The organism is Amycolatopsis sp. (assembly GCF_025464955.1).
Taxonomy (GTDB): Bacteria; Actinomycetota; Actinomycetes; order Mycobacteriales; family Pseudonocardiaceae; genus Amycolatopsis.
In genome coordinates this window covers 45,325-66,351 of the sequence record NZ_JAODNM010000040.1, presented here as the reverse complement: position 1 = coordinate 66,351, position 21,027 = coordinate 45,325, and the positions used below count along the sequence as shown (strand labels likewise).

16 protein-coding genes and 1 pseudogene are annotated in these 21,027 nt (G+C 66.7%); 6 read left to right on the top strand and 11 right to left on the bottom strand.

The features are described from left to right. Positions 1-86: 86 nt before the first annotated feature. From JWQ81_RS08425 to JWQ81_RS08400, 6 genes and pseudogenes are all read right to left on the bottom strand, one after another. A pseudogene (locus JWQ81_RS08425) lies at positions 87-804 on the bottom strand (DUF3387 domain-containing protein). Between the two features lie 134 nt (positions 805-938). Further along, positions 939-1,187 (bottom strand): hypothetical protein, encoded by a 249-nt coding sequence (locus JWQ81_RS08420; RefSeq protein ID WP_297539328.1) that lies wholly within the window; start codon positions 1,185-1,187, stop codon positions 939-941. A 192-nt stretch (positions 1,188-1,379) separates the two neighbouring features. Beyond that, positions 1,380-1,745 (bottom strand): hypothetical protein, encoded by a 366-nt coding sequence (locus JWQ81_RS08415; RefSeq protein ID WP_297539326.1) that lies wholly within the window; start codon positions 1,743-1,745, stop codon positions 1,380-1,382. Between the two features lie 3 nt (positions 1,746-1,748). Next, positions 1,749-1,952: a DUF397 domain-containing protein gene (locus tag JWQ81_RS08410; protein ID WP_297539324.1), complete on the bottom strand. Its 204-nt coding sequence runs from the start codon at positions 1,950-1,952 to the stop codon at positions 1,749-1,751. Next, complete coding sequence (locus JWQ81_RS08405) at positions 1,949-2,209, bottom strand: DUF397 domain-containing protein (RefSeq protein WP_297539322.1); 261 nt, start codon at positions 2,207-2,209, stop codon at positions 1,949-1,951. Before JWQ81_RS08405 ends, JWQ81_RS08410 begins: the two co-directional genes overlap by 4 nt. Beyond that, a complete protein-coding gene (locus JWQ81_RS08400) occupies positions 2,193-2,363 on the bottom strand; it encodes a hypothetical protein (protein WP_297539320.1) in 171 nt (56 codons plus the stop codon). Before JWQ81_RS08400 ends, JWQ81_RS08405 begins: the two co-directional genes overlap by 17 nt. Before the next feature lie 186 nt (positions 2,364-2,549). Here JWQ81_RS08400 and JWQ81_RS08395 point away from each other — a divergent pair, with 186 nt between their 5' ends. From JWQ81_RS08395 to JWQ81_RS08375, 5 genes are all read left to right on the top strand, one after another. Further along, on the top strand, positions 2,550-3,440 hold the full coding sequence (locus JWQ81_RS08395; protein WP_297539318.1) for a helix-turn-helix transcriptional regulator: 891 nt from the start codon (positions 2,550-2,552) through the stop codon (positions 3,438-3,440). Then, positions 3,418-3,603 carry a DUF397 domain-containing protein gene (locus tag JWQ81_RS08390; protein WP_297539315.1) on the top strand — a complete coding sequence of 62 codons (186 nt, stop codon included), beginning with the start codon at positions 3,418-3,420 and terminating at the stop codon, positions 3,601-3,603. Before JWQ81_RS08395 ends, JWQ81_RS08390 begins: the two co-directional genes overlap by 23 nt. Before the next feature lie 304 nt (positions 3,604-3,907). Next, complete coding sequence (locus JWQ81_RS08385) at positions 3,908-4,624, top strand: hypothetical protein (protein WP_297539314.1); 717 nt, start codon at positions 3,908-3,910, stop codon at positions 4,622-4,624. Positions 4,625-4,679: 55 nt separating this feature from the next. After that, entirely contained in the window at positions 4,680-5,075 is a 396-nt protein-coding gene (locus tag JWQ81_RS08380) for a hypothetical protein (RefSeq protein ID WP_297539313.1), read from the top strand. A gap of 5 nt (positions 5,076-5,080) precedes the next feature. Next, the gene (locus tag JWQ81_RS08375) at positions 5,081-9,241 is read left to right on the top strand and encodes an AAA domain-containing protein (RefSeq protein WP_297539311.1); all 4,161 of its coding nucleotides are present in this window, start codon (positions 5,081-5,083) and stop codon (positions 9,239-9,241) included. 106 nt (positions 9,242-9,347) lie between these two features. Here the strand turns inward: JWQ81_RS08375 and JWQ81_RS08370 are convergent, their stop codons facing one another. The 4 genes from JWQ81_RS08370 to JWQ81_RS08355 are packed head-to-tail and all read right to left on the bottom strand — an operon-like array spanning position 9,348 to position 16,017. Next, the gene (locus tag JWQ81_RS08370) at positions 9,348-10,298 is read right to left on the bottom strand and encodes a glycoside hydrolase family 130 protein (RefSeq protein ID WP_297539309.1); all 951 of its coding nucleotides are present in this window, start codon (positions 10,296-10,298) and stop codon (positions 9,348-9,350) included. After that, positions 10,291-12,072 carry an alpha/beta hydrolase fold domain-containing protein gene (locus JWQ81_RS08365; protein WP_297539308.1) on the bottom strand — a complete coding sequence of 594 codons (1,782 nt, stop codon included), beginning with the start codon at positions 12,070-12,072 and terminating at the stop codon, positions 10,291-10,293. The genes JWQ81_RS08370 and JWQ81_RS08365 overlap by 8 nt, the downstream gene beginning before the upstream one ends. A gap of 10 nt (positions 12,073-12,082) precedes the next feature. Then, positions 12,083-14,752: a hypothetical protein gene (locus tag JWQ81_RS08360; RefSeq protein ID WP_297539306.1), complete on the bottom strand. Its 2,670-nt coding sequence runs from the start codon at positions 14,750-14,752 to the stop codon at positions 12,083-12,085. Then, positions 14,749-16,017 carry an MFS transporter gene (locus JWQ81_RS08355; RefSeq protein WP_297539304.1) on the bottom strand — a complete coding sequence of 423 codons (1,269 nt, stop codon included), beginning with the start codon at positions 16,015-16,017 and terminating at the stop codon, positions 14,749-14,751. The genes JWQ81_RS08360 and JWQ81_RS08355 overlap by 4 nt, the downstream gene beginning before the upstream one ends. 111 nt (positions 16,018-16,128) lie before the next feature. Between JWQ81_RS08355 and JWQ81_RS08350 the strand changes: the two genes are divergently transcribed. Then, entirely contained in the window at positions 16,129-16,731 is a 603-nt protein-coding gene (locus tag JWQ81_RS08350; RefSeq protein ID WP_297539302.1) for a TetR/AcrR family transcriptional regulator, read from the top strand. Positions 16,732-16,844: 113 nt separating this feature from the next. Here JWQ81_RS08350 and JWQ81_RS08345 read toward each other — a convergent pair whose 3' ends face one another. Further along, positions 16,845-20,807: an NACHT domain-containing protein gene (locus JWQ81_RS08345; RefSeq protein WP_297539300.1), complete on the bottom strand. Its 3,963-nt coding sequence runs from the start codon at positions 20,805-20,807 to the stop codon at positions 16,845-16,847. Between the last annotated feature and the right edge of the window lie 220 nt (positions 20,808-21,027).

Here is a 21,027-nt window from a genome sequence, read left to right as displayed (position 1 = left end):
TCGGGATCTTGGACGCTTGAAGCTATCCAAGATCTCGAAGATCGCGCAAGTCGCCCGATCGTGTGGTCGTGGAGTCGAGCTGGTCATCACTCCTTGTTCGGCGCCCACTCCTCGGCGAAGGTCTCCATCTGGGTCAGCACCAGCTGAGTCGCCGTGGGTTCGGCGTCCGGTGGGTAGCCGTGGACAGCAAGTAGACGCTTGATCGTGCTCCGCAACTTTGCACGAACGTCGTCGTGGGAGACCCAGTCGGTGGTCACGTCACGGCGAAGCGATCGCACCAGGTCACGTGCGATGTCGGCTAGCTTGCCTGACCCCATGTCGTCTACGGCCGACTCGTTCTGTGCTACTGCGTCGTAGAACGCCATTTCGTCATGGTCCAGACTTGGGCTGAACTGCTCGCCACGGCGGCTATCGGCAGAGACCTCCTTGGCCATGGCGACAATCTCGGCGATCACTTGAGCGGCGGTGAGGTTCTGGTTGGTGTACTTGTTCATGAGTTCGATGAGCCGGTCGGAGAAGCTCTGCTGTCGGACGATGTTGTGCCTTGTGACCGTGCGCATCTCCTGTTCGATCAGCCGTCGCAAGGCTTCGATCGCCAGGTGGATTGCGGGCAGCTTGCATCCGCGCGATGAACTCGTCGTCTAGATGGGACAGGTTCGGTCGAGGCAGCCCTGCGGCCTCGTATAGGTCTGTTATCCCGCCGGCTTCGATCGCTCCGGCGGTGAGCTGCCGAAAATGCAACGCGACGTCGGCGGGGATCGGCTTGCCGCTGGCGGAGCGCTCCTCCGCATCGAATTTTGCCATCCATACACGTACTGCCTCAAAGAAGGCGATGCCGTCGCGGTAAGGGTTCATCTCACCGCGAGCGTCCAGCTCCTCGACGACTCGTGCCGTTGCCTACTCGGCGATGTCTCCGAGCACAAGGACCAGCGGCTTGATCACTGGTCGGGGACCGTGTAGCTGTCGTCGATCAACTTGCCGTCTTGGTTGCATTCGCGCGGCACGAGTGTTTGCCCGGGGGACGTCTGTCCGCTGCCCAACATCGGCAGTGGCGTGACCGGGCGGGCGGTGACACCGCGCAGGATGAACGGGCGAGCTGAACTGGGCTTTTCCGCGCTCTTCAGCGGGGCGGTCAGGTTCACGGGGAAGCGGTGAACGGCAGGCATCAGTGGCTCAAGTTCAAGCACGAGCGGGCTCCTTAAGTAGGATCGCCGGATTTTGGACCAGGACGACGCTACCGGCAGTGTCACCCTTGGCACACCCTTTGTAGTCAATCCGGACTAGTCGGGCTGGTAGCGAGGCTTGAGCAGTTCATCCGAGCAGGTTTGGGCCCCGGTATCCGCGTCGGGCGCTCGGGGCGCCTGGCGGAGGCATTGGGCTCAGGTTGGGTTCCGGTGGTAGATGGCGAAGGCCGTCGAAGCCGGTTTCGCGCGGAGTTCCGACGGGATGGGGCGTTGGGTCCAGCGGAAGTGCAGCATGGCTTGGATCGACTTCGAGAGTTGTTCCTCGCTGGGCCTGTTGTCCGGGTTGATGACCACGGTGAGATCCAGTTCGGGGTGGATGAGGAACTCGTGCGGGACGTCGTTGTCGAGGCAGGCGGCTTCGACGATGTCGCGCCAGCGTTGCGGGTCCAGGTGGGGGTCGGCCCATTCGTGCAGGAAGATCGACCACTGGCCGAGCAGGATCTTGCCGAGGATGTCGTAGGCTTTCGCGGCCATGTAAGGCGGCGTGACGTCGTCGGGCACGGGTCAGCTCCGGACACCGTCTAAAAAGGACGCGAAGGTCGACGAGCTCACAATGACGACTGGGCGGGTCGTGGTGGGCATGATCTGGTGCTTGGTGTCGCGGATACCTACGACGCCGTGGGTGACGCCGATCTCGACGCAGGCGTCCTCTTCGTGGTGGGTGCGGGTGGCCTTGTGCCAGTTGGTGATGGTGTGGTGCCAGTTCATTCTGCTGTCTCCTTGGTGAGGCCGGCTTCGCGGTTGAACTCGCCCTTGTCGACGCCGTCGGTAAAGGCGTTCCATTCGCGTGGGGTGAAGGCGAGGACGGTTCTGTCGTCGTCGCGGATGATCGCGTAGCGCTCCCCGTTGTAGGTGACGAATCCGCGCTGGATGCGGTCGCCGATCGGGCCGTGTGATCGCCAGCCGTCGATCTCCTGGCGGGACAGCAGCGCGACGGTTCTGATGAGTTCAGCGATTTTGTCCATGACTGGCTTCTTTCTCCTGGTCGAGGCGTTGCTGGATGGATCGGACCGAGAACTCGTGCTCGATGCCGCGACGCCCGCGGCCGTCCCACAGCAGGCGCAGTCCGAGCATCCCTGCCAGGCCCATGAGGCCCAGTCCGACGACGACCGCGCCCATGTCTTTCCCCTCTCCGTGGTGGGCCGGCGAGCCCCAGGCCCGCGCTCCCACCAGAGGAGGGGCGCCGGGACTCGCCGACCGGGATGAATCTACGGGGGAATATGCACCTATGCTAGAACGCGATCGAGTGAATACCGCCAGGGGTATCTGCCGCTATGGTGACGTCGACACCTACGAGGAGGATCCATGCCGTCGATCCAAACCCGACGTAAGCGGAAGCTGGGCCAGCTGCTGGGCGCGATCCGCAAGCGCGCAGGCAAGACGGAGGTGGACTTCGCGAACCTGACGCGCAAGTCGCAGACGACGTTGTCGCGGATCGAGAACGGGTACACGCTGCCGGGGTGGAACGACCTCGGCGCGATGCTGACGTTCTACGAGGCCAGCGACGACGAGCGGGCCGACGCCGAGGCGATGTGGACCGATGCCGCCGGCGATGCCAAGCGTGTGGCACATCCGATGGCGTACAACGTGAAGGCTAGGGCGTTCACGCGTGCTGAGGTCGACGCCGTGTCGAGTCGGAACATTGAGCCGCTGGGAGTTCCTGGTCTACTGCAGACCGTCGATTACGCCTCGGCTGTGCGCAAGTCGGCTCACCGTTTCCACACGGCCACGGTTGACGAGAACCGCATCCGGGTCGCTCGTGCCAGCCGCAACAAGATCATCCAGGGTGCCAACGCGCTCCAGCTTCATGCGCTGTTGGATGAGGCGGTGATTCGCAGGGAGGTCGGCGGCCGGGAAGTCATGGCGGCGCAGCTTCGGCACCTGCTGGCCCTTGCGAAGCAACCGAATATCACGATCCAGCTGATCCCCTTCACCGCGGGCTCCTACGGAACGATGAGCGGCGGCGGTTCCACGATCCTGGGTTTCGAGGACGACGAAGATCCGGACGCGGTGTATCTGGAGTACGCCGGTGGCGGCGAGTGGGTGGAGAATGGCGACGACGTTCAGCGGTTCGTCGCGTCGTTCTACGACGTGGCGAACGAGGCTGCCCTGACACCAGACGGGACAGCTGAGCTGATCGATCGGCACGTGACCTACTTAGAGGACCGACTGCATGAAGACGTGGCGCACGAGTAGTTACACCGGGAACGAGAACAACTGTGTCGAGGTCGCGATGACTTCGGCGATTGCCGACATCCGGGATACGAAGGACCGAAGCGGAGGTGAGCTGACCTTCAGCACGAGCGCGTTCGGCGCGTTCCTCACGGAGGCGAAGTCCGGCAGGGCCGCTCACCAGTAGTAAGACAGACGATCAACGGGGTACCTCGCCACAGCCGAGGTACCCCGTTTTTCTTTGCTGAGTTTGCCACGCGGCGATGTCGAATCACCATGGTCAACCTCGGTCCTCGCGGTAATCGCTACCCGCGATTACAAGAGGACGTTGCCGTGCAACAGATACCTTTGAACGCCACTAAATTTCCATACCGCCGAACTTCCCCACTTTCGTCGTCACCCAATGAGCTGGATCGGCTGGTGCGACTCCTTCGAACCTCAGCTCCGGGTTTAAGTTCCTGGGCTGGGTGTGCGGCGAAGAGGGGGATCGGGTGGCGGATCGACGGATCGGTGGTGCGGGCGGTGGATCTGATCCTGGCAAGAAGAAGGGAAACGCCGGTGCCGTAGTCGCTGCGGGAGTGGCCGCAGTGGTCTTGGCCGGTGGCGGAGCGACCGCGCTGGGCGGGCTGGGTGGGGCTGCGGTCGACAGCGCGGGGGCCGGTGCCTTCGCGGACAATGTCGCCGGCGATGTCGTCGATTCGCTGTCTGGGCGTGATCTGGGCACGCGGGAGAGCGAAAGTCGCAGCTCAGCGAAGCGCGGAAAGTCGGATGAGGCCTGGAGCAAGATGGGGCTCAAGCAGCTGAAGAAGGCTGCGGAGCATGACATCAAGTGCCTTGCGGCGTCGACGGGCAAGGTGCAGGAGTTCTTCCTCCGCACGCCGTGTACTTCGCTGGATCGCCTGGTGCTCGCGGTGGGTGACGGGCACGGCAACGCGGCGATCATGTCGGTGGTGTGGGTCGGGTTCCGTACCAGTGCTGACGTTGACGCATTCGAGCGGGTGGAACGGATCCAGGGCAGCGGTGACGTCAAGCCCTTGGGATCGGCCTTGCTGGGCCTGGCGAATTTGCGGTTTAGCGGACTCCACTATCACTCGCGATCGGAGAAGAACACGATTGAGATCGCTGAAACTGAAAACGCCACTGGGCACATGTCGACTCCTGTTCTCGATGCGTTGGCTGATATCTCCTCTTACTTACCTCGGCTTTGAGCGGAACTTTCCTGAATCGTTCCCCCGATGATGATGTCGCTGGCATGATGGCCGGATGCCCGTGATCAATGAGCAGCCCAGAGAAGCACGCGAATCCGAGTTGCACCTGACGGTCGTCGGTGACGACGTGGAGCGGCACCTGCGAATGCTGCGCGAGTGGCTCGGGAGTGAAGATGAGTTGCGCGGCCGTGTTGAGCTGCGGAATCACCCGGTTGCCCCCGGGCACATGGGTGGCGTGTTGGACGTGCTGGCGGTGACGCTTGGTGCCGGTGGGGCAGGAGCGGTGCTGGCTCAGTCCGTGTCGACCTGGTTGACACAACGCCGGGCGGACGTCACCGTGAGCATGAAAGCGCCGGATGGGCGTGAGTTCAGCGTCGACGTGAAGCGGGCCGCTGATCCCGAGTCTGTGATCCGCGAGGTTCGCGCGCTGATCACAACCGTCGAGGATTGAGCCAGGTGGCAGACCTCTGGCTCCCGAACGGCAGTTCTTCCCGTGCGGTGTTGATCGGCGCAAGCGCCTTTCAGTCCAGCGATCTTTCCGCGCTTCCCGCGGTGTCGAACAACCTCAAGGCACTACGGGACGTCCTGACTGATCCGGCGCACGGCCTGCTCCGAAGCGAACACTGCATGGTCGAAGGGCTCGATACGCGTGCGTCGTCGCCGAGCGTCGGTGCGACTCTGAGCCGCGCAGCTCGCGAGGCCACCGACTTGTTGCTGGTCTACTACTCCGGCCACGGGTTGCTTGACGAGGATGGGAGCCTGCACCTGGGGCTCGAAGACACCGAGCCCCGCAACGTCGGTTACAGCGGCATCCCGGTGGCCCGGATCAAGCAGGACCTCGGGCAGGCGCGTGCGCGTGCCCGGGTACTGATCCTGGATTGCTGTTTTTCTGGCCAGGCCATCGGCGCGATGGCCCCGGCGGAGGGCCTTGTCGCAGGCCAGCTCAATCTCACCGGCACCTACACCTTGGCGTCGAGTTCGGCGACCACTCCGTCGCAGGCCCCGCCAGGTTCTCGGCACACCGCGTTCACCGCGGCCCTGCTGCGCGCGCTCGCTGCACCGAATCCCTTGTCATTGGACGAGATCTACCAGCACGTACACGCTGACCTTGACGGCCTCGGTTTGCCAACGCCTCAGCGCCGCGAAACGAACACCGCGGGTCGGCTTGTCCTGGTGCGAGGCGGAGACACCGCTTACGCCGAGGAGGAGGTCGAACCTGCCGTCGATCCGCCCTTGGTGCGTGTCGTTAGGCCATCTGAGTTGTTGGTGCAGGTCCTAGCGGCTGCCGGTGGGTCGCCTTCGGTTGTGGGGCAAGACGCCCGGTCACGTCTTCCTCGGCGCGAGGTGAAGGAGTCGATCCGGCCGCGGCCGGCGCCGGGTACGGACGAGGACCGTGCGGGGATTGTCCGGTTCTGGAGTATGGCAGAGATGTTCAGCCCACAGAAGGTGGACAAGGTCGATCGCGGCCAGCTGATGTTCGAGGTCAAGCCGGGTGAGCCATTGCCCTGGGCCCCGGAGCATGAGCTGGCGCGGCGTCGGCCCGTCGATGGCCGGGTGTGGCAGCACGTCGTGCATCTGGGCATTTACGGCATGGCCGCGATCTTCGACGTGCTGCAGTCGGTATTCGAGCCGGATGCGACGAGCTTCGAGGAACGCCCGGCTGATCAGAGTGCGCTGGTGACCTTCGTGGTCTCCGCTGAAGGCCGCCCGATCGTCGGATCGGAGGTTTTGTCCAGCTGTGCGTGGGCCACGAGTCGAGTTCTTCACCCCGGACCTGGAGTGGACGGCTGGCTCGCCGGTTTCGAGGCCGTCAAGGTCAAGTTCAGCGACCTGTTCAAGAAGCTGGTGGCGCCTGAATCGGATGATGCGGAGGCAGCGGCACTTGCGCGTCGCGGACGCACCGTGGGCAGACGTATGGGGGAGCATCTGCTAGCTGGATGCTTCAGTCTCGCCGACGACATAGCTCGATTGGGCGCTGCAGTACCCCATGGCGAGATCCGTGTTCAAAGCAAGCTTGTAGGGCCTGACAATGCCTACAACCCCGGTCACGACTTCCTCAACAGCATGATCGCCGATGATCTGATCATGGTCACCGAGCAAGCAGAGATGGGCAAGATCGGTCCGGCGCTGCGCGAGTACTTGCGCCCCAACTCCGGTCTTAACCTCAAGCAGCGGGTGAACGCGCACGAGGACCTGGACAGGGTCGCCGACGCCATCGCACCGCGACACATTCCGCTGGGTCGATGGCCCAGCAATCCTGAGCACTCGCTGGCATTGGGGCAGCAGCTCGCCGTCAATAGCGCGCTGCAACAACCACATACCGGCACCGGGATCTTCGCGGTCAACGGCCCACCAGGGACCGGGAAGACGACGATGCTGCGAGATCTCGTCGCGGCGGTGGTGGTGGAGCGCGCCCGTGCACTCGCTGCGCTGTCTCGTCCCGATGACGCATTCATCGGGGAGGAAGCAAGCTGGAAGACCAACGGTTTCACGAGATACGTCCATACGTTGAAGCCGGAACTGACCGGTTTCGAGATCGTGGTCGCGTCGACGAATAACGGCGCGGTCGAGAACGTCACCAATGAAATGCCCGCGATCGAAGCGATCGACGAGTGCTGGCGGGGAATGGCCGAGGAGCTCGACTACTTCGCCGGTACCAGTTCGGTGCTGCTCGCAGGAGGTCGTCGGCCGGGTGATGAGGCCTCCGGGTGGGGACTGCTCGCGGCGCGCCTCGGCAAGAAGGGAAACCGCAAGAACTTCGTCGATAAGTTCTGGTATCGCAAGCCGACGTCAGTACGATCGGCCGACCTGGACGAGTGCGAGGTCGACCCTGACGACCCTGACGAGCAGGTGATCAAGCTCGATTTGTCCCACGCTGGTCTGCACGCGATCCTCAGAGACTACGAGCTCACGACGCCGCCGTGTACGTGGGCTGATGCGGTCGCGGATTTCCGAGGGGTCCTCGAGCGGGCAGAATCCGGGCAGCGTGAGCGTGAACAGATCTATCAGGCCGTGATGCGGAAAGCGCCGGCGGAAAATCGTGTACGCGAGCGCCGTCAGGTATACGCCGAGGCGAACCGAAGGTCAGCCGATGCGCGCGCTCACCTCGCTGAGGCGGAACGGATCGTGCAGGCTTGGCAGCGGGAGCGAGGACGGTGCCTGTCGCTGCGCGCCGACAATCTCCTCTTCAAACCTGGGTTTCTGGAGTGGCTGACAACCTTGGGCGGGGCCATGCGGAAATGGCGAGTCAGCGACCAGCGGCTTGCCGAAGGTGCCGAGGCCGCCGAACAGAATTACGGTGCGGCATGCGCCGCCCAGTCGAGGTTGGCGCACGAGGGAGCTGTCGCTGATCACGCTGCCGGGGCCGCCGCGGCGACGGTGCGGGAAGCTGTGACAGCCTTGAACGGGATCCTCGCTACCGTAAAGCGCGGACAGGCGAGTCTTGGGCCACATTTCCTCGACGATTCCTGGCGAAAGGATCGGAGACGCCGGGAGTTGACGGCACTATGGACCGACGCGGAGTGGAACTGCGCTCGTACGGAACTGTTCCTGGCCGCACTAAGATTGCACAAAGTGTTCCTGCAGCACGTCCCGGAGAAGATGCGCAAAACTCTCCACAGTGCGATGGATATCCTGAAGGGCGATGCTCCAAAGGGCCTGTCCGAAGCCGAGGCGCTGGCGGCATGGCAGGCGCTCTTCTTGGTCGTGCCGGTGATATCGACAACTTTTTCGTCGTTCGCCCGGATGTTCTCCCACGTGGAGGGTGATGCCCTGGGATGGCTGCTGATCGATGAGGCCGGACAGGCAACTCCGCAGAGCGCCGTGGGTGCGTTGTGGCGGTCGAAGCGCGCGGTGATCGTTGGTGATCCCTTGCAGCTGGAGCCCATCAGCACGGTGCCTTTTCGTGCGGAGCAGGCTATCCGCCAAGAGCTTGGTGTCGATGAGCAGTGGTCGGTCAGGCGCACTTCCGTGCAGCGACTAGCTGACCGGATCACTCCGATGGGGACGTGGTTGCCGGATGAGGACGGAAGGATCTGGGTGGGTGCACCGCTGATTGTGCATCGGCGGTGCGATGAGCCGATGTTCGGCATAGCCAATGACATCGCCTACGACGGCATGATGATCCACGCCATCGGATCTGCTGATTCGGCGTCGTTCGCCGAGGAGTACCCAGTCTTGCCCGACTCGAAGTGGATCGACGTCTCAGCCTTCGATTCGCAGGGACACTGGATCCCCGCTGAGGGCGTACAGCTCGATCGGATCGTCAGTTCCCTCGCTGGGCTTGGTTTTCCTATGTCCGAGGTGATGGTGATCGCGCCGTTCCGGGATATCGCTAGGCGGGTAGCCGGACTCGGGAATCGCTATCCCGGGCTGGTCGCGGGAACGATCCATACCGCTCAGGGGAAGCAAGCCGACATCGTGATCCTCGTGCTAGGCAGCGATCCGCAAAGTCCGGGTGCGCGTCGGTGGGCTGCGAGCAAGCCCAACTTGCTCAATGTCGCGGCCAGTCGGGCGAAACGTCGTCTCTACGTCATCGGCGATCGGCAAGCCTGGGCGAGCCAGCGCTATTTCGATGTCCTCGCTCATCGACTACCCCACTCGCAGCCCCAATCGTGACGGGTTCTGAGGCAGTTCGCGGTCGTCTCGGTATGTCGAAGGCAGCTGAGACGAGGCCGGTCGACTCGGTCGGGCTCATCGCCGTTCGCAGCAAGGCTTCGGTGCCTCAGCGGTAGGTGTCGGTCCGGGGGTCGTAGACGGCGACGGCCAGGGTCGTGTCACTTTGGCCGTAGTAGGCGAGCCAGCGGCCGCGGAAGTACACCAGGCCTTCGACGAAGGTGACGCCCGGGATCATGCCGTGGGTGTCCTCTGTGGACCGTGGTTCGAGCCACGGCACCGTCGTCGCCGCGATGACCTGTGTGGGGTCCGACAATGCGATGGCAAGCTGCCCGCAGCGGTAGTCGACGTCGGTCGGGGACTTGGCCGTGGCGGCGTTGGTGAGGAAGATCAGCAGGCCGTCGGCCGTCACGACCGGCGGGGCGCCGATCTCGACGAGTGTCCCGTCCCACCGGCCAGGGGTGGGCGAGTGGATCGGCCGGTCGTTCGGGCACGGGGTCCAGTGCAGGAGGTCGGTGGAGGTGGCGTAGAAGATCGCGCCCTCGCCGAAGTACAGGTAGTAGTGGCCGTCGACGGGTTCGGGGTGGATGACGCCGGCCTTGCTCCATGGCTTGTCGGGGCCGTAGGGCAGGGTTGCCCAGGTGTTGAACCCGGGCACGATAGGGCCGTGCTTCGTCCAGCTGCGCAGGTCTGTCGATGTGGCGAGGCACAGCTGCGCGGTCGCTCCGTCGAATCCGGTGTACGTCAGGTAGTAGGTGCCGTCGATACGGCTGACGCGCGGGTCCTCGCAGCCCTTGCGCTCGTAGTCGTGCTCCGGGACCAGCACCGGGTCGGGTTCCCGCTCGAAGTGGAACCCGTCGGTGCTGGTGGCGATTCCGATGCGGGAGATCAGGTCGATCGAGTGGCCCCGATAGAGCAACACGACCTGGTCTTCAACCACGATCGCGGCCGGGTTATAGAGGTTCGACGACTCCCAGCCGGTGCCCTGTGGCCGCAGGATCGGGTTCTGCGGATACGGGGTGAACGGTCCGAGAGGGAATGTGGCAGCGGAGTCAGCCACGGCGGACCGCCGCCGGTACGTTGCCGAGCGCGTCGACGATCGCCCGCAGCAGCTGCTGCTGTCCTTCAGCGGAGGGATGGACCCCGTCCGGTGCCCAGTAGCCCGGGCCAGGGTCGATCCCGGCGTGGACGTCGAGAGCGTCCGGGATCGACTCGACGATCACTCGCCGCGCCTCGTCGAGGTCCTCGACCAGCCAGAACGTGCCGGCCGCCCGGTTCTGCTCGATCCGGGCGGGATCGATAACGGGGTGCGAGGGGATCGTCACGACTCGGGCGCGGGAATTCTCGGCGGCCATCCGGCGCAGCTCACCGAGATTGCGCACACTCTCCGCCAGAGACAGCTGACGGACGCCGGTGCGGGTGCCGTGCCGGCGCACGTCGTTCGCGCCGATCATGAGCAGGATCCAGTCGGGGTCCATGGCGAGGGTGCGACCGAACACGGAGATCGTCTCGGTCGTGGTGCGTCCGCTCACGGCGCGGTTGAGCACGGTGATGCCGCGCCGGCCCAGCAGTTCGGCGAGGAGGTTCGCCCAGCTGTTCGCCGCTGCCGACAACGAGTCGCCCACCACTGCGATCCGTTCACCCGGCGCGAAGGGCAGCCGATCGAGTGCGGCGGCGAACGCCGGATCGGTCAACAGCTTGTCGGCGGCGTGGCCGACGTCGGCCACGAACCCCGCGCGGAGCGCCGCGAGTTGTTCCGAGGTGATCCCGAGAGTGGTCGTGATCAGCGCGTCCTCTCCTGCCGCGGGTACGCCGAGATGCTCGAACAGCACCCCGCGGGTGAGGCCGGCTCCGGACACCAGCCCGACGACCTCGGGCGGGATGCCGGACACATCGGCGTCGGGTCGTGCCACGAGCGCGCGGAGTGCTGCGACACAGGTCCGGTGCCAGTCCTGCGCAATCGGCATCAGCTCGACGAAGTTCTCGGTGCCGTGGACGATTCCGGGAAACAGTTGCAGCGCCGCGCGGACGCCGGCAGCGCCGAGCCGATCGGCATAACGCACGCTGTCGTCGCGCAACGGGTCAGCCTCGCCCGCCAGCAGCACCGCGGGCGGGAGATCGTGGAGATCGACCGCGGCGAGTGGTGAACAGTTCGGGTCGGCGGGTTCGGCACCGGACGCGACGTAGCGACTCAGCCCGTCGTCCAGGATCGCCGCCAGCGGCGGGAGATCGCGACGGGCCTCATCCCACGAGGGCGTGTCACGGCGCAGGTCGAGCACGGCGGCTTCCAGGAGCTGCAGGGCGATCGGCGGCCCACCCTCGTCTCGCGCCCGCAGGCAGACGGCGGCGGCGAGATTGCCACCCGCGCTGGAACCGCCGACGGCGATGCGGTGCGGGTCGATCCCCAGCTGATCGGCATGCGCCGCTGTCCACAGCAGGGCATGCCACACGTCGTCGAGGCCCGCCGGGAACGGGTGCTCCGGAATGAGCCGGTAATCGACGCTCACGACCACCACATCGGCGTCGGCCGCCAGGGTGCCGGCGTGCTCGTGCGTGGTCGCGGGTGATCCCGTCCGCCAGGCGCCGCCATGGGCGTAGACCAGTGCCGCTCGGGGTCCGGGTCGGCTCGGGGTGTAGATCCGGATCGGCACCGCGACGTCGTCGTCGGTCACGGTGTCGCTCCAGGTGACGGTGCTCGGAACGGGCCGGGTGAGCGTGCCGACCATAGTGCCGACGTCGGCGAGTTCCGCGGCCCGCTCGGCCACTGGATCGGCTGGTGACTCAGTGCCGGCGTCGGCGAAACGGGCCAGTACGGGGACAAGTCGTGGATCCATGCGCATGTGGTCAGCGCCTCTCGTTTCCGGCGCCGAGGTCGTCAGCGAAGCTGCGAACCTCCAGGCGCGTCGGGTCGAAGTCCGCGGGCAGCCCGCGGACGTCGATTGTGAGCGAAGTTCCGTCGCGCAGATCGACGGCATTGGTGCTGAACGTGACGTGCGGAGCGGGTGCCAGTACGCGCGTCAGGTAGGAGTAGCCGCGAGACAGCACCCGGACCCGCGCGGTGCCGGCGCCCGTGGACCGGATGTCCACGTCGAGTTCGGCGTCGGCGAGTGGAAGGTCGCGGAGCCTGCCGAAGAACAACCTGTTGTCCTCGAACGATCCGCGCGCGCTCGACACCCACGCATAGCGCTCGGGACCGGCACCGTACTCGGCCGACCGCCCGCGCCAGACCCGCCGGGATCCCAGTGCCCCGACCTCGACGGGCACTCGAAACTCGCCCAGCCGATCACCGCCGAACGTCGACACCTCGATGACGGCTTCGTCCTCGACCGGTTCCTGCCCGCTGTTGGTGATCCACAGTTCGAGGTGCTCATCGCGCTCGACGAAGCTCGCCAGCACCGGCGCGTAGGCGCGCTGGACGAAGTAGTAGGCCGGTTTGGCTACCTGGTCGTGGTCGATGATCGACCACGTCACGCCGGGCCACGGCTCGTTGAGCTGCCAGAGCAGCGTGCCCGAAGTGTGCGGCTGGCGTCGGCGGTAGTGCTCGATCCCGAACTTGAGACCCTCTGCCTGCACAGCCTGGGAGAACGCGACGTACTGCCCGATCGAGGTCGGTTCGCCGGTCTCGACTGCCAGCAGCGCCAGGCCTTTGGACCGCGGTGAGTCGCGATTGCGGTGGGAGAGCAGGGCATTGCCGAGGACCGGGGCATCGGGTGTCAGCCGTCCCGGGCCGGCCCACCGGTCGAGGGTGGCGAATTCGGGTGCGGCGTGCAGGCCGAATTCGCTGATGAAACGCCCCGTGTCGTAGGCATAGCGCGAAAAGTGCATCGCTTCGCCCTGGGAGGCGAACTCGCTGGGCCCGCCGGCGCCGAGGTCTGCGCCGTGCCAGACCTCCCAGGCGTGCCGGTCGCCGTCCCGGGTGCCGTTGACCGGCACCTCGATCTCGGGCGACGCCCACGGGCTGCCCGGCCAGTAGAGCGTGCCCGGGGCGTGCTCGGCGATCGCGTCCGGGAGGACGCCGTGGAAGAACTCGTGCCCCCACGGGCCGGGTTCGAGGTCGCCCCACGCCATCTGGTGCATGGCGTGGACCTCGTTGTTGCCGGCCCAGATCGCCAGGCTCGGATGGTGGCGCAGCCGCTTGACCTGATAGGCCGCCTCCCGGCGCACCTCCTCGCGCAGGACGTCGTCGTCGGCCGGGTAGTCGATGCAGGCGAACATGAAGTCCTGCCACACGAGGACGCCCAGCCGGTCACAGGCGTCGTAGAACGACGCGTCCTCGTAGACGCCGCCACCCCAGACGCGCAGCATCGTCATCCGGGCGTCCCGGGTCAGCCGGACGAGGGATTCGCGATCGGCGGCGGTCACGGAGCCGATCAGCATCGACGGCGGCACCCAGTTGGCGCCCCGCGCGAAGAGGGGGACGCCGTTGAGTACGAACGTGAACCGTTGCCCGCCTTCGGTTTCATCCGACCGGCGATCGAGTTCGATGGTACGGACGCCGATCCGCAGATCGGTCTCGGCGATTGTCGCGCCGGACTCGGCACGTGCCTCGAGGCGCGCGACGTAGAGGTCCGGCTCGCCGAGATCGTGAGTCCACCATGGACAGACGGCGTCGACGCGCAGGACCCCGCTGACTCGCCCGTCGCGTAGGGCAACGGTTTCCATGGTGCGGTCCCCGCGGGGCGAGACCAGTGTGACGTCGACGGTGGTCGGGAGTGGGCCGGACACGGTCTCGACCTCGACGTCGAACGCGACTTCGGCAGTCTTCGCCGCGAGGTCCAGTGACATGGTGTGGAAGTGGTGGTCGACGAACCGGGAGCCGCGCAGGCGCCGCAGCCGCACCGGGCCGGTCAAGCCGATCGAGGGCACGCGCGGCGCGAAGTCCCACCCCCATGAGAACTGGGCCTTGCGGCGCAACGTGCTGGCCAGATTCAGCGCCTGTAGTCCCGTAGCGGGCTCGACCTCGGATCCCTCGCCGCGATCCGTCGCCGCGTCGAAGAACGTCTTGACCCGATCCATCATCCGGCGCGCACGCTCGGGCTCCGGCAATCCCTCCAGCGGGGGCCGGAAGCAGACCAGCAAATCGTGCGTGCCGCCGGCCAGTGATGTCAGGTCGATCTCCACCGGAACGAACTGGTTGGCCGAACGGGCGGCGAGGCTCTCGTCGATCCAGATCGACGCGACCGTGTCCACGCCGTCCAGCACGAGGAGGGTTCGATCGCCGGTGGCCAGGTCGGCCGGCAGCTCGACGGCGGCCCGGAACCACCACGCCCGCTCTTCAATCCAGCGCAGGTCTAGATCGTGTTCGCCGCGAAAGGGGTGCTCGATCCGGCCCGCCGCGATCAGGCTCTCGTGCACACCGCCCGGGACGATCGCCGGTATCCAGGTCACGTCGGCGGCGGTCAGCCCAGCGGGATCGCGCACGTCCAGTGCGGTGGCCGTCAGCTCGAAGTCGCGGACGACGTGGTCTCCCGCGAGCTCGTTACGTATCGATGGTGCGCTGGCAGTCTTGCTCATCGGACCCTCCGGATCGCGAGGATGGCTGTCGCGCCCGCGGCGGCACAGCATGCGGAGATCACGAACAGTGGCCGGTAACCGAATCCGGCGACCACCGCCCCGCCGATCAGCGGGGCGACGGCGATCGGGGCCGTGTTGCCCAGCGATAGAAAGCCCAGCTCCTTGGCCTCGCCGCCGGAGCCCGGGAGCACTTCGACCATCAACGCCTGATCCACCGAAAGGTAGATGCCGTAGCCGATCCCGGACACGACGAAGAATCCGATCAGCGCGGCCACCGAGGGCGAGATGATGAACCACACGCTCCCGGAAGCGATGAGCGCCGCCGCGCCGGCGACGAAGGGTTTGCGGGCTCCGACACGATCGGACCACGCTCCGCCGAGCATGGTGCTGAGGCCGGCGCAGACCGCCAGCAGCACACCGCAGAGCGCGAGCAGGCTCGCGGCTCTGACCGTCGAGAGGCCGAGCATGTCGGTCGCGATGTAGAGCTGGTAGCCCACCACCACGAAGAGCGCGAAGATGACCAGGAACCGGCCGATGAAGGCCAGCCAGTAGTCGCGGTCCGCCGGCGGCAGGAACTCGCGAAGGTGAGCGCGGAGGCTTCCGGTGATTCGGGGACGTTCGATTCGCGGCTTCCGTGCGTCGCTATCGGGTGCCCAGATTACGAAGGCCACCATCGCGACGAGCATCGTCCACGGCACCACCCGCAGCCCCACGGACGGTATGGCCACCAGTGGCGCGGCGACGACACCGCCCAGCGCTGTGCCCACCAGATAGCCGAGACCGGTGAGCGCGGCCGCCTTGCCCAGCGCGGCCCGCGGCACGCGGTCGGGCAGGACCGCGCCGAGCGCCACCAGCATCGCGCTGAGCCCGAGCTGGAAGGTCGCCGCTCCCACCGCGATGATCCACAGCGACGACGTCGTGCCCGCGGTGAACAACCCGAGGCCGCCGACCAGCGCCCCGCCGACCATCCAGGGCGAACGTCGGCCCCAGCGGGAGACGGTGCGATCCGACAACGCCCCCGCCAGGACCGTCGTGATCATCGCCACCACTGCCCCGATCGAACTGATCAGCGCGTAATCGGTGACCTTCGTCGATTCCGACAAGGTCGCCAGCAACGCCGGAAGCACGATGCCCGACGCCGCCGACGGCATGGCCCAGGAGAACGCGCCGAGCGCGAGCAGTGGACCGAGCCGGCCCAGTCGTGGGGCTCGGTTCTCGACATCGACCGTCACAACAGGAGGCGGTGCCTTCTTGAGTGAGCTCATCGATGCGCTCCGAAGGTCAGTGGACGCGGTGGCAAGGACCACGGTAAACCTCAAAACCTAGCTTGACTAGGGTTTTGAACACGGAACTTAAGTTCTGCTAGGTTTTCGTGCATGACTACCTCTGCTGATGGCTCGCGGCCGACGTCCTCCCGCGGTCCCTACGCGAAGGGGCTGGCCAAGCGGGCCGAGATCTTGCGCGTGGCACTGGAGGCCTACGCGAAGGCCGGCTCGGCGGGGCCGACGCTGAAGTCGATCGCGGAGTCCGTCCAGCTGACCGAAGCCGGCGTGCTGCACTACTTCGGTTCCAAGGACGAACTGCTGGTCGCGATCCTGCAGGCGCGGGACGCCTCGGCGAGTGAGCGATACGACCTGACGACCTACGACGGCGTCTTCGACTATCTCAACGACGTGGTGCGCACGCCCGGCCTCGCCCGCCTGTTCGTGGAGATGACCGCCGCCGCGTCGCAGCCCGACCACCCCGCCGCCGCCTTCATGGAAGACCACGCCAAGGGCGTTCGCGAACTCATCACCACGCTGCTCGGGCGCGAGGACGACTCCGCGGCCCGCATTCTGCTCGCCGTAACCGATGGACTGCAGATCCAGTGGCTCCGGGACCCGACACTGGATGTCCTGGCCGACATCCGCCGCACCGTCGACCTCTTTGTCACCAGCCAAACAACCGACCCGAGTCGTGAGGGTTCCGGCCGGTTCTAGAGGCGCGTCCGAAAGCCGCTAGCGGACCAGATTACGGCACCGCCGCCGACGCCCCCGTAGGTGTCAACAGCCGGTTCCAACCGGCGCCGTCACTCACAAGGTCAGGCTCCGGGTTAGCCGCAGGGTGGCTTGTAGTCCAGCTGCGGTAGGTGTTGCTGCCACTGTTCCGGCGTCAGGACGCCGCTGGTGTCGGAGCAGATGCGCTGTTGGGCGTGGGTTGCGTCGAGGGACCAGATGCGGACGGCGTTGTCGTCGCCGGCGGCGGCGAGGAACTTGCCGTCCGGGCTCAGCGTGATCCCGGTGTTGGGGCCGCTGACGGCTTGGCCGACGAACTCCTGACTGCTCGAGTCCGCGAGGTTCCAGAGCCGGACGGTGGTGTCGGCGCTGCTGCTGACCAGGGTGTGCCCGTCGGGACTGAACGCCACCGCGAGGACGGCTTTGGTGTGTCCCAGCAGCGGTGCGCCGATGGGGGCCGGGTTCGCCGGGTCTTGGACGTTCCACAGGCGGATCGACGCGTCGTCGCTGCCCGCCGCGAGTGTGTGCCCGTCGGGGCTGAAGGCGAGGGAGCGCGCGCCCTTGTTGTAGCCGCCGAGTGGCTGGCCGATGGCGGATGGATTTCGCGGATCCGCGACGTTCCAGAGCCGGACTGTCTGGTCGCTGCTCGCGGTGGCGAGCGTGCGGCCGTCGGGGCTGAACTCGACGTCGACGACGTAGCCGGTGTGTCCGGTGAGCTGCCGTCCGACGGACACGGGATGGGCCGGATTGCTGATGTCCCACAACTGAAGCGTTTGGTCGTCCACACCGGTGACCAGTGTGCGCCCGTCCGGGCTGATCGCCAGGGGAGCGGCATACCGCGTGTTCAGGTTCAGCGCCTGCCCCCACGGCTTGGGCGCGGCTGGGTTCGTCAGGTTCCAGAGTCGGACCGTCTGATCGTGGTCCGAACCCGCCGTTGCCAGTAGACGCCCGTTCGCGCCGAAGGCGGCCGCGCCGATTGTTCCGGTGTCCCCGGTCAGCGGCGGCCCGACGGGGGTGGGATGCGCTGGATCGCTCACGTTCCAGAGGCGCGCGGTCTTGTCCCTCGACGTGGTGACCAGCAGGCGTCCGTCCGGGCTGATTACCGAGGCCGTGACCGCGGCGGTGTGTCCGGTCAGGACCTGCGGCGGAAGCGACCACAGGAGGACCGTTCCGTCATTGCTACCGGACGCGAGACTTCTCCCGTCCGGGCTGAACCCGACGGCGTAGGAGAGCGGGACGGTGTCGGTGAGGGGTTGGCCGAGCTGCGTTACGTGGGTCGGGTCGGCGGTGTTCCACAGCCTGGCGGTGTTGTCGGAGCCCGTCGACGCGAGCATCTGGCCGTTGGGACTGAACGCGACCGACCACACGGACGCGGTATGCCCGACCAGTGGCACGCCGAGCGGCGCGGCCTGCCGAGGATCTGTGACGTCCCACAGCCGGATGGTGTTGTCGTCGTACCCGCCGCTGGCCAGCGTGCGACTGTTGGGACTGAACTCGACCGTATGGACAACCCCGGTACTGGCGACCAGCGGAGACCCGATGCGGACGGCCTCCGCCGGGTTGGCCACGTTCCACATGAGGATGCTCGAGTCGTCCCCGCCCGCCGCGAGCGTGCGCCCGTCCGGGCTGAACGCCACCGATCGGACGCGCGCGGTGTGCCCGGTCAGCGGTTGACCGAGCTGCGTGGTCTGCTCGGGATCACTGACGTTCCAGAGCCGGACCGTGTGGTCTTCGTTGGCGGCGGCGATCGTGCGGCCGTCGGGGCTGAACGTGATGAGGTAGATGGTGCCCGAGCCGCTGCTGTGCGGTTGCCCGAGCAGGAACGGGTGCGCGGGATCGGCGACGTCCCACAGCCGGATGCTCTGATCGTCGCCCGCGGTGGCCAGGAGGTTCCCGTCCGGGCTGAACACCGCCGAGCTCACCCAGCTGGTGTGCCCGAGCAACGGCAGCCCCAGCGGCTTCGGGTGCGCGCGATCCTGGACGTCCCACAGCCGGACGGTGTGGTCGTAACTCGCCGTCGCGAGCGTGCGGCCGTCCGGGCTGAACGTCGTCAGGTAGACGGCGCCTTGGTGCCCGATGAGCGGCGTCGCGAGTGGCGTGTTCTGCGTCGGGATCAGGCGGTCGTACACGCTTTGGTCGTTCGGACGCAGCTGGTGCGCCACCAGGTCGATCTGCGCGGACAGTGAAGGTGCCGTGTCCTGCAGGCGGTCGGCTTCCGCGACGACCTGCCGGAACACCGCGTCGTCGCGCTCGTTGGAGGCGATCACCGCGGTCGTGGTCGCGATCAGCGCGAACACCGCGACCAGTGCGATCCCCCCGCGGCGGATCCACGAGGACCGGCGCCGGTAATGGACCGACTTCCGCAGGAACTCGCTGGCCAGGCCGGTCGTCGCGTAGGAACCGGCGGAATTGACACCCTGCTCGGCGGCCCCGAGCCGTCCGCCGCGATACAGCAGGTAGGCCTCCCGGCCCTGCGCCTGCCACTCTTCGGCGTCGTCTTCGAGCCGCTGCCTGACGAGGATCTCGGATCGGTCTTCGTCGACCCACTTCCGAAGGCGCGGCCACGCGTGGAGCAGCGCTTCGTGGGTGATTTGGACATCGTCGGCGTCGAGCGTCACCAGGCGGGCGGTCGCCAGCACTTCCAACGCGTCGGCGCCGGCGGCGGGATCGGTGAGCTGGTCCAGCAGCGCCTGCCGCGGCATCGTCCGGCGGGTGTCCTGACCGTCCCGATCGACCCGGACCAGGCGGAGCAGCATCGCCCGGACGACGGCGCGCCCGGACTCCTCCAGATCGGCCCAGGCCTGTTCGGCTGTCGCCGCCACCGCCCCATGGATCCCGCCGGCCGCCAGGTAGCCGGCGATGGTGAGTTCGCCGGAATCCCGGCGCTGCCAGGTCGCCAGTAGCGCGTGGGACAGCAGGGGGAGTGCTCCCGAGCTGTATTTTCCCTGCTGGGCGTTGCCCGAAGCGTTGTCGGCGACGCCCAGGTCACGCAGCAGCAGGTCGGTCAAACCCGGCTCGAGGCGGAGTCCCACCGCTTTCGCCGGACCTGACACCGCCTCCTGGATCTCCGGGTTCGTCATCGGCCCCAGCACCAGCTGCCTGTCCTGCAGCGCCTGGGACAGCTCCGGGTAGTCCAGGCATTGGCCGTAGAAGTCCGCCCGGACGCCGATCAGCACCGACGCCGGCCTGCCGACGCCGTCATCGGGCAACGTGCACGCCGCCGCCAGCAACTCGACGAACCGCTGTCGCTGCCAGGGGTCGGTGCACAGGGTGAAGACTTCTTCGAACTGGTCGACAATCAGGAGCCAGCGGCTGTGCGACCTGGTCAGGGCCGTTTCGACCTCGCCAGGCTGGACAGGATCCGCCCGGGCGACGAGTTCGGCCAGCTCGGGAACCTGACGGCTGAGCTCGGCCAGCGGCTCCGAACCCGGTGTCATCACGACTACTGCCGCTGGCTCGGTTTCACCCGCGAGCTTCCGCTTGGCGACCGCGGACATCAGCCCGGCTCGGATCAGCGAGGACTTGCCCGCTCCGGAGGCCCCGGTCAGCATCACGATCCCGCCGGTCTCGACGGCCTGGCGCAACCGCCGGATCAGGGCGTTGGTGCTGCGCTCGCGGCCGAAGAACCAGGCGACGTCCTCCTGGGTGAACGCGGCCAGCCCGGGATACGGGCAGACCTCGCCGGCCGGGGATGCTTCGCTCGGGAAGTCTTCGATTTCGCCGACCGGACTCGCCAGCGCCTCTTCCCACCACGTCCGCCACTGCTTGACGTCGTACAGGCCCTCGATGACCGGCACAGGCGTCGCCTTCCGCGCCTGCCCGACGAGAACTTCGAGTACGGCGGCGAGCGCGGAGAATCGGGCGGGGACGTTCCGCCCGCGCCGCCAGTCACTGATCCGCTGCGGTGTCACTCGCACGGGTTGGCCGCGTTCGTCGGCCCGCCGCGCTCGGACGACCGATTCGGAAACCCGGTTCAACGAGGGGGTGCCTGCCTCGGTGTACAGGGTCGCGAACCGCTCCGCGAACACCGCGCGAGGAAGCCCGACTTCCCGATCGACCACTAGCCGACGCCCTCCCCGGAAGTCACGATCCGGTCCGGATCCGGACCGGAAACCTACTCTAGCGGCCTGACCTTGGAATTCTTCGCTCGGTACCGACGCGATGTTTCGCCGGAGGAGCGCAGTGGGCGAGACTCCTTCGCAAGACCGGCTGAAGCCGCAAGCGCCGCGGAAACCGGCCGAGTGCGAGCTACACGGCGGCCGTGGGCAGCGAACTGGGGGT

What these genes read in the sequence shown, in the direction of transcription:
- JWQ81_RS08400 (WP_297539320.1), bottom strand. Translation starts at nt 2,363, where the DNA reads ATGGGCGCGGTCGTCGTCGGACTGGGCCTCATGGGCCTGGCAGGGATG.
- JWQ81_RS08395 (WP_297539318.1), top strand. Translation starts at nt 2,550, where the DNA reads ATGCCGTCGATCCAAACCCGACGTAAGCGGAAGCTGGGCCAGCTGCTG.
- JWQ81_RS08390 (WP_297539315.1), top strand. Translation starts at nt 3,418, where the DNA reads ATGAAGACGTGGCGCACGAGTAGTTACACCGGGAACGAGAACAACTGT.
- JWQ81_RS08360 (WP_297539306.1), bottom strand. Translation starts at nt 14,752, where the DNA reads ATGAGCAAGACTGCCAGCGCACCATCGATACGTAACGAGCTCGCGGGA.
- JWQ81_RS08380 (WP_297539313.1), top strand. Translation starts at nt 4,680, where the DNA reads ATGCCCGTGATCAATGAGCAGCCCAGAGAAGCACGCGAATCCGAGTTG.
- JWQ81_RS08355 (WP_297539304.1), bottom strand. Translation starts at nt 16,017, where the DNA reads ATGAGCTCACTCAAGAAGGCACCGCCTCCTGTTGTGACGGTCGATGTC.
- JWQ81_RS08410 (WP_297539324.1), bottom strand. Translation starts at nt 1,952, where the DNA reads ATGAACTGGCACCACACCATCACCAACTGGCACAAGGCCACCCGCACC.
- JWQ81_RS08350 (WP_297539302.1), top strand. Translation starts at nt 16,129, where the DNA reads ATGACTACCTCTGCTGATGGCTCGCGGCCGACGTCCTCCCGCGGTCCC.
- JWQ81_RS08365 (WP_297539308.1), bottom strand. Translation starts at nt 12,072, where the DNA reads ATGGATCCACGACTTGTCCCCGTACTGGCCCGTTTCGCCGACGCCGGC.
- JWQ81_RS08405 (WP_297539322.1), bottom strand. Translation starts at nt 2,209, where the DNA reads ATGGACAAAATCGCTGAACTCATCAGAACCGTCGCGCTGCTGTCCCGC.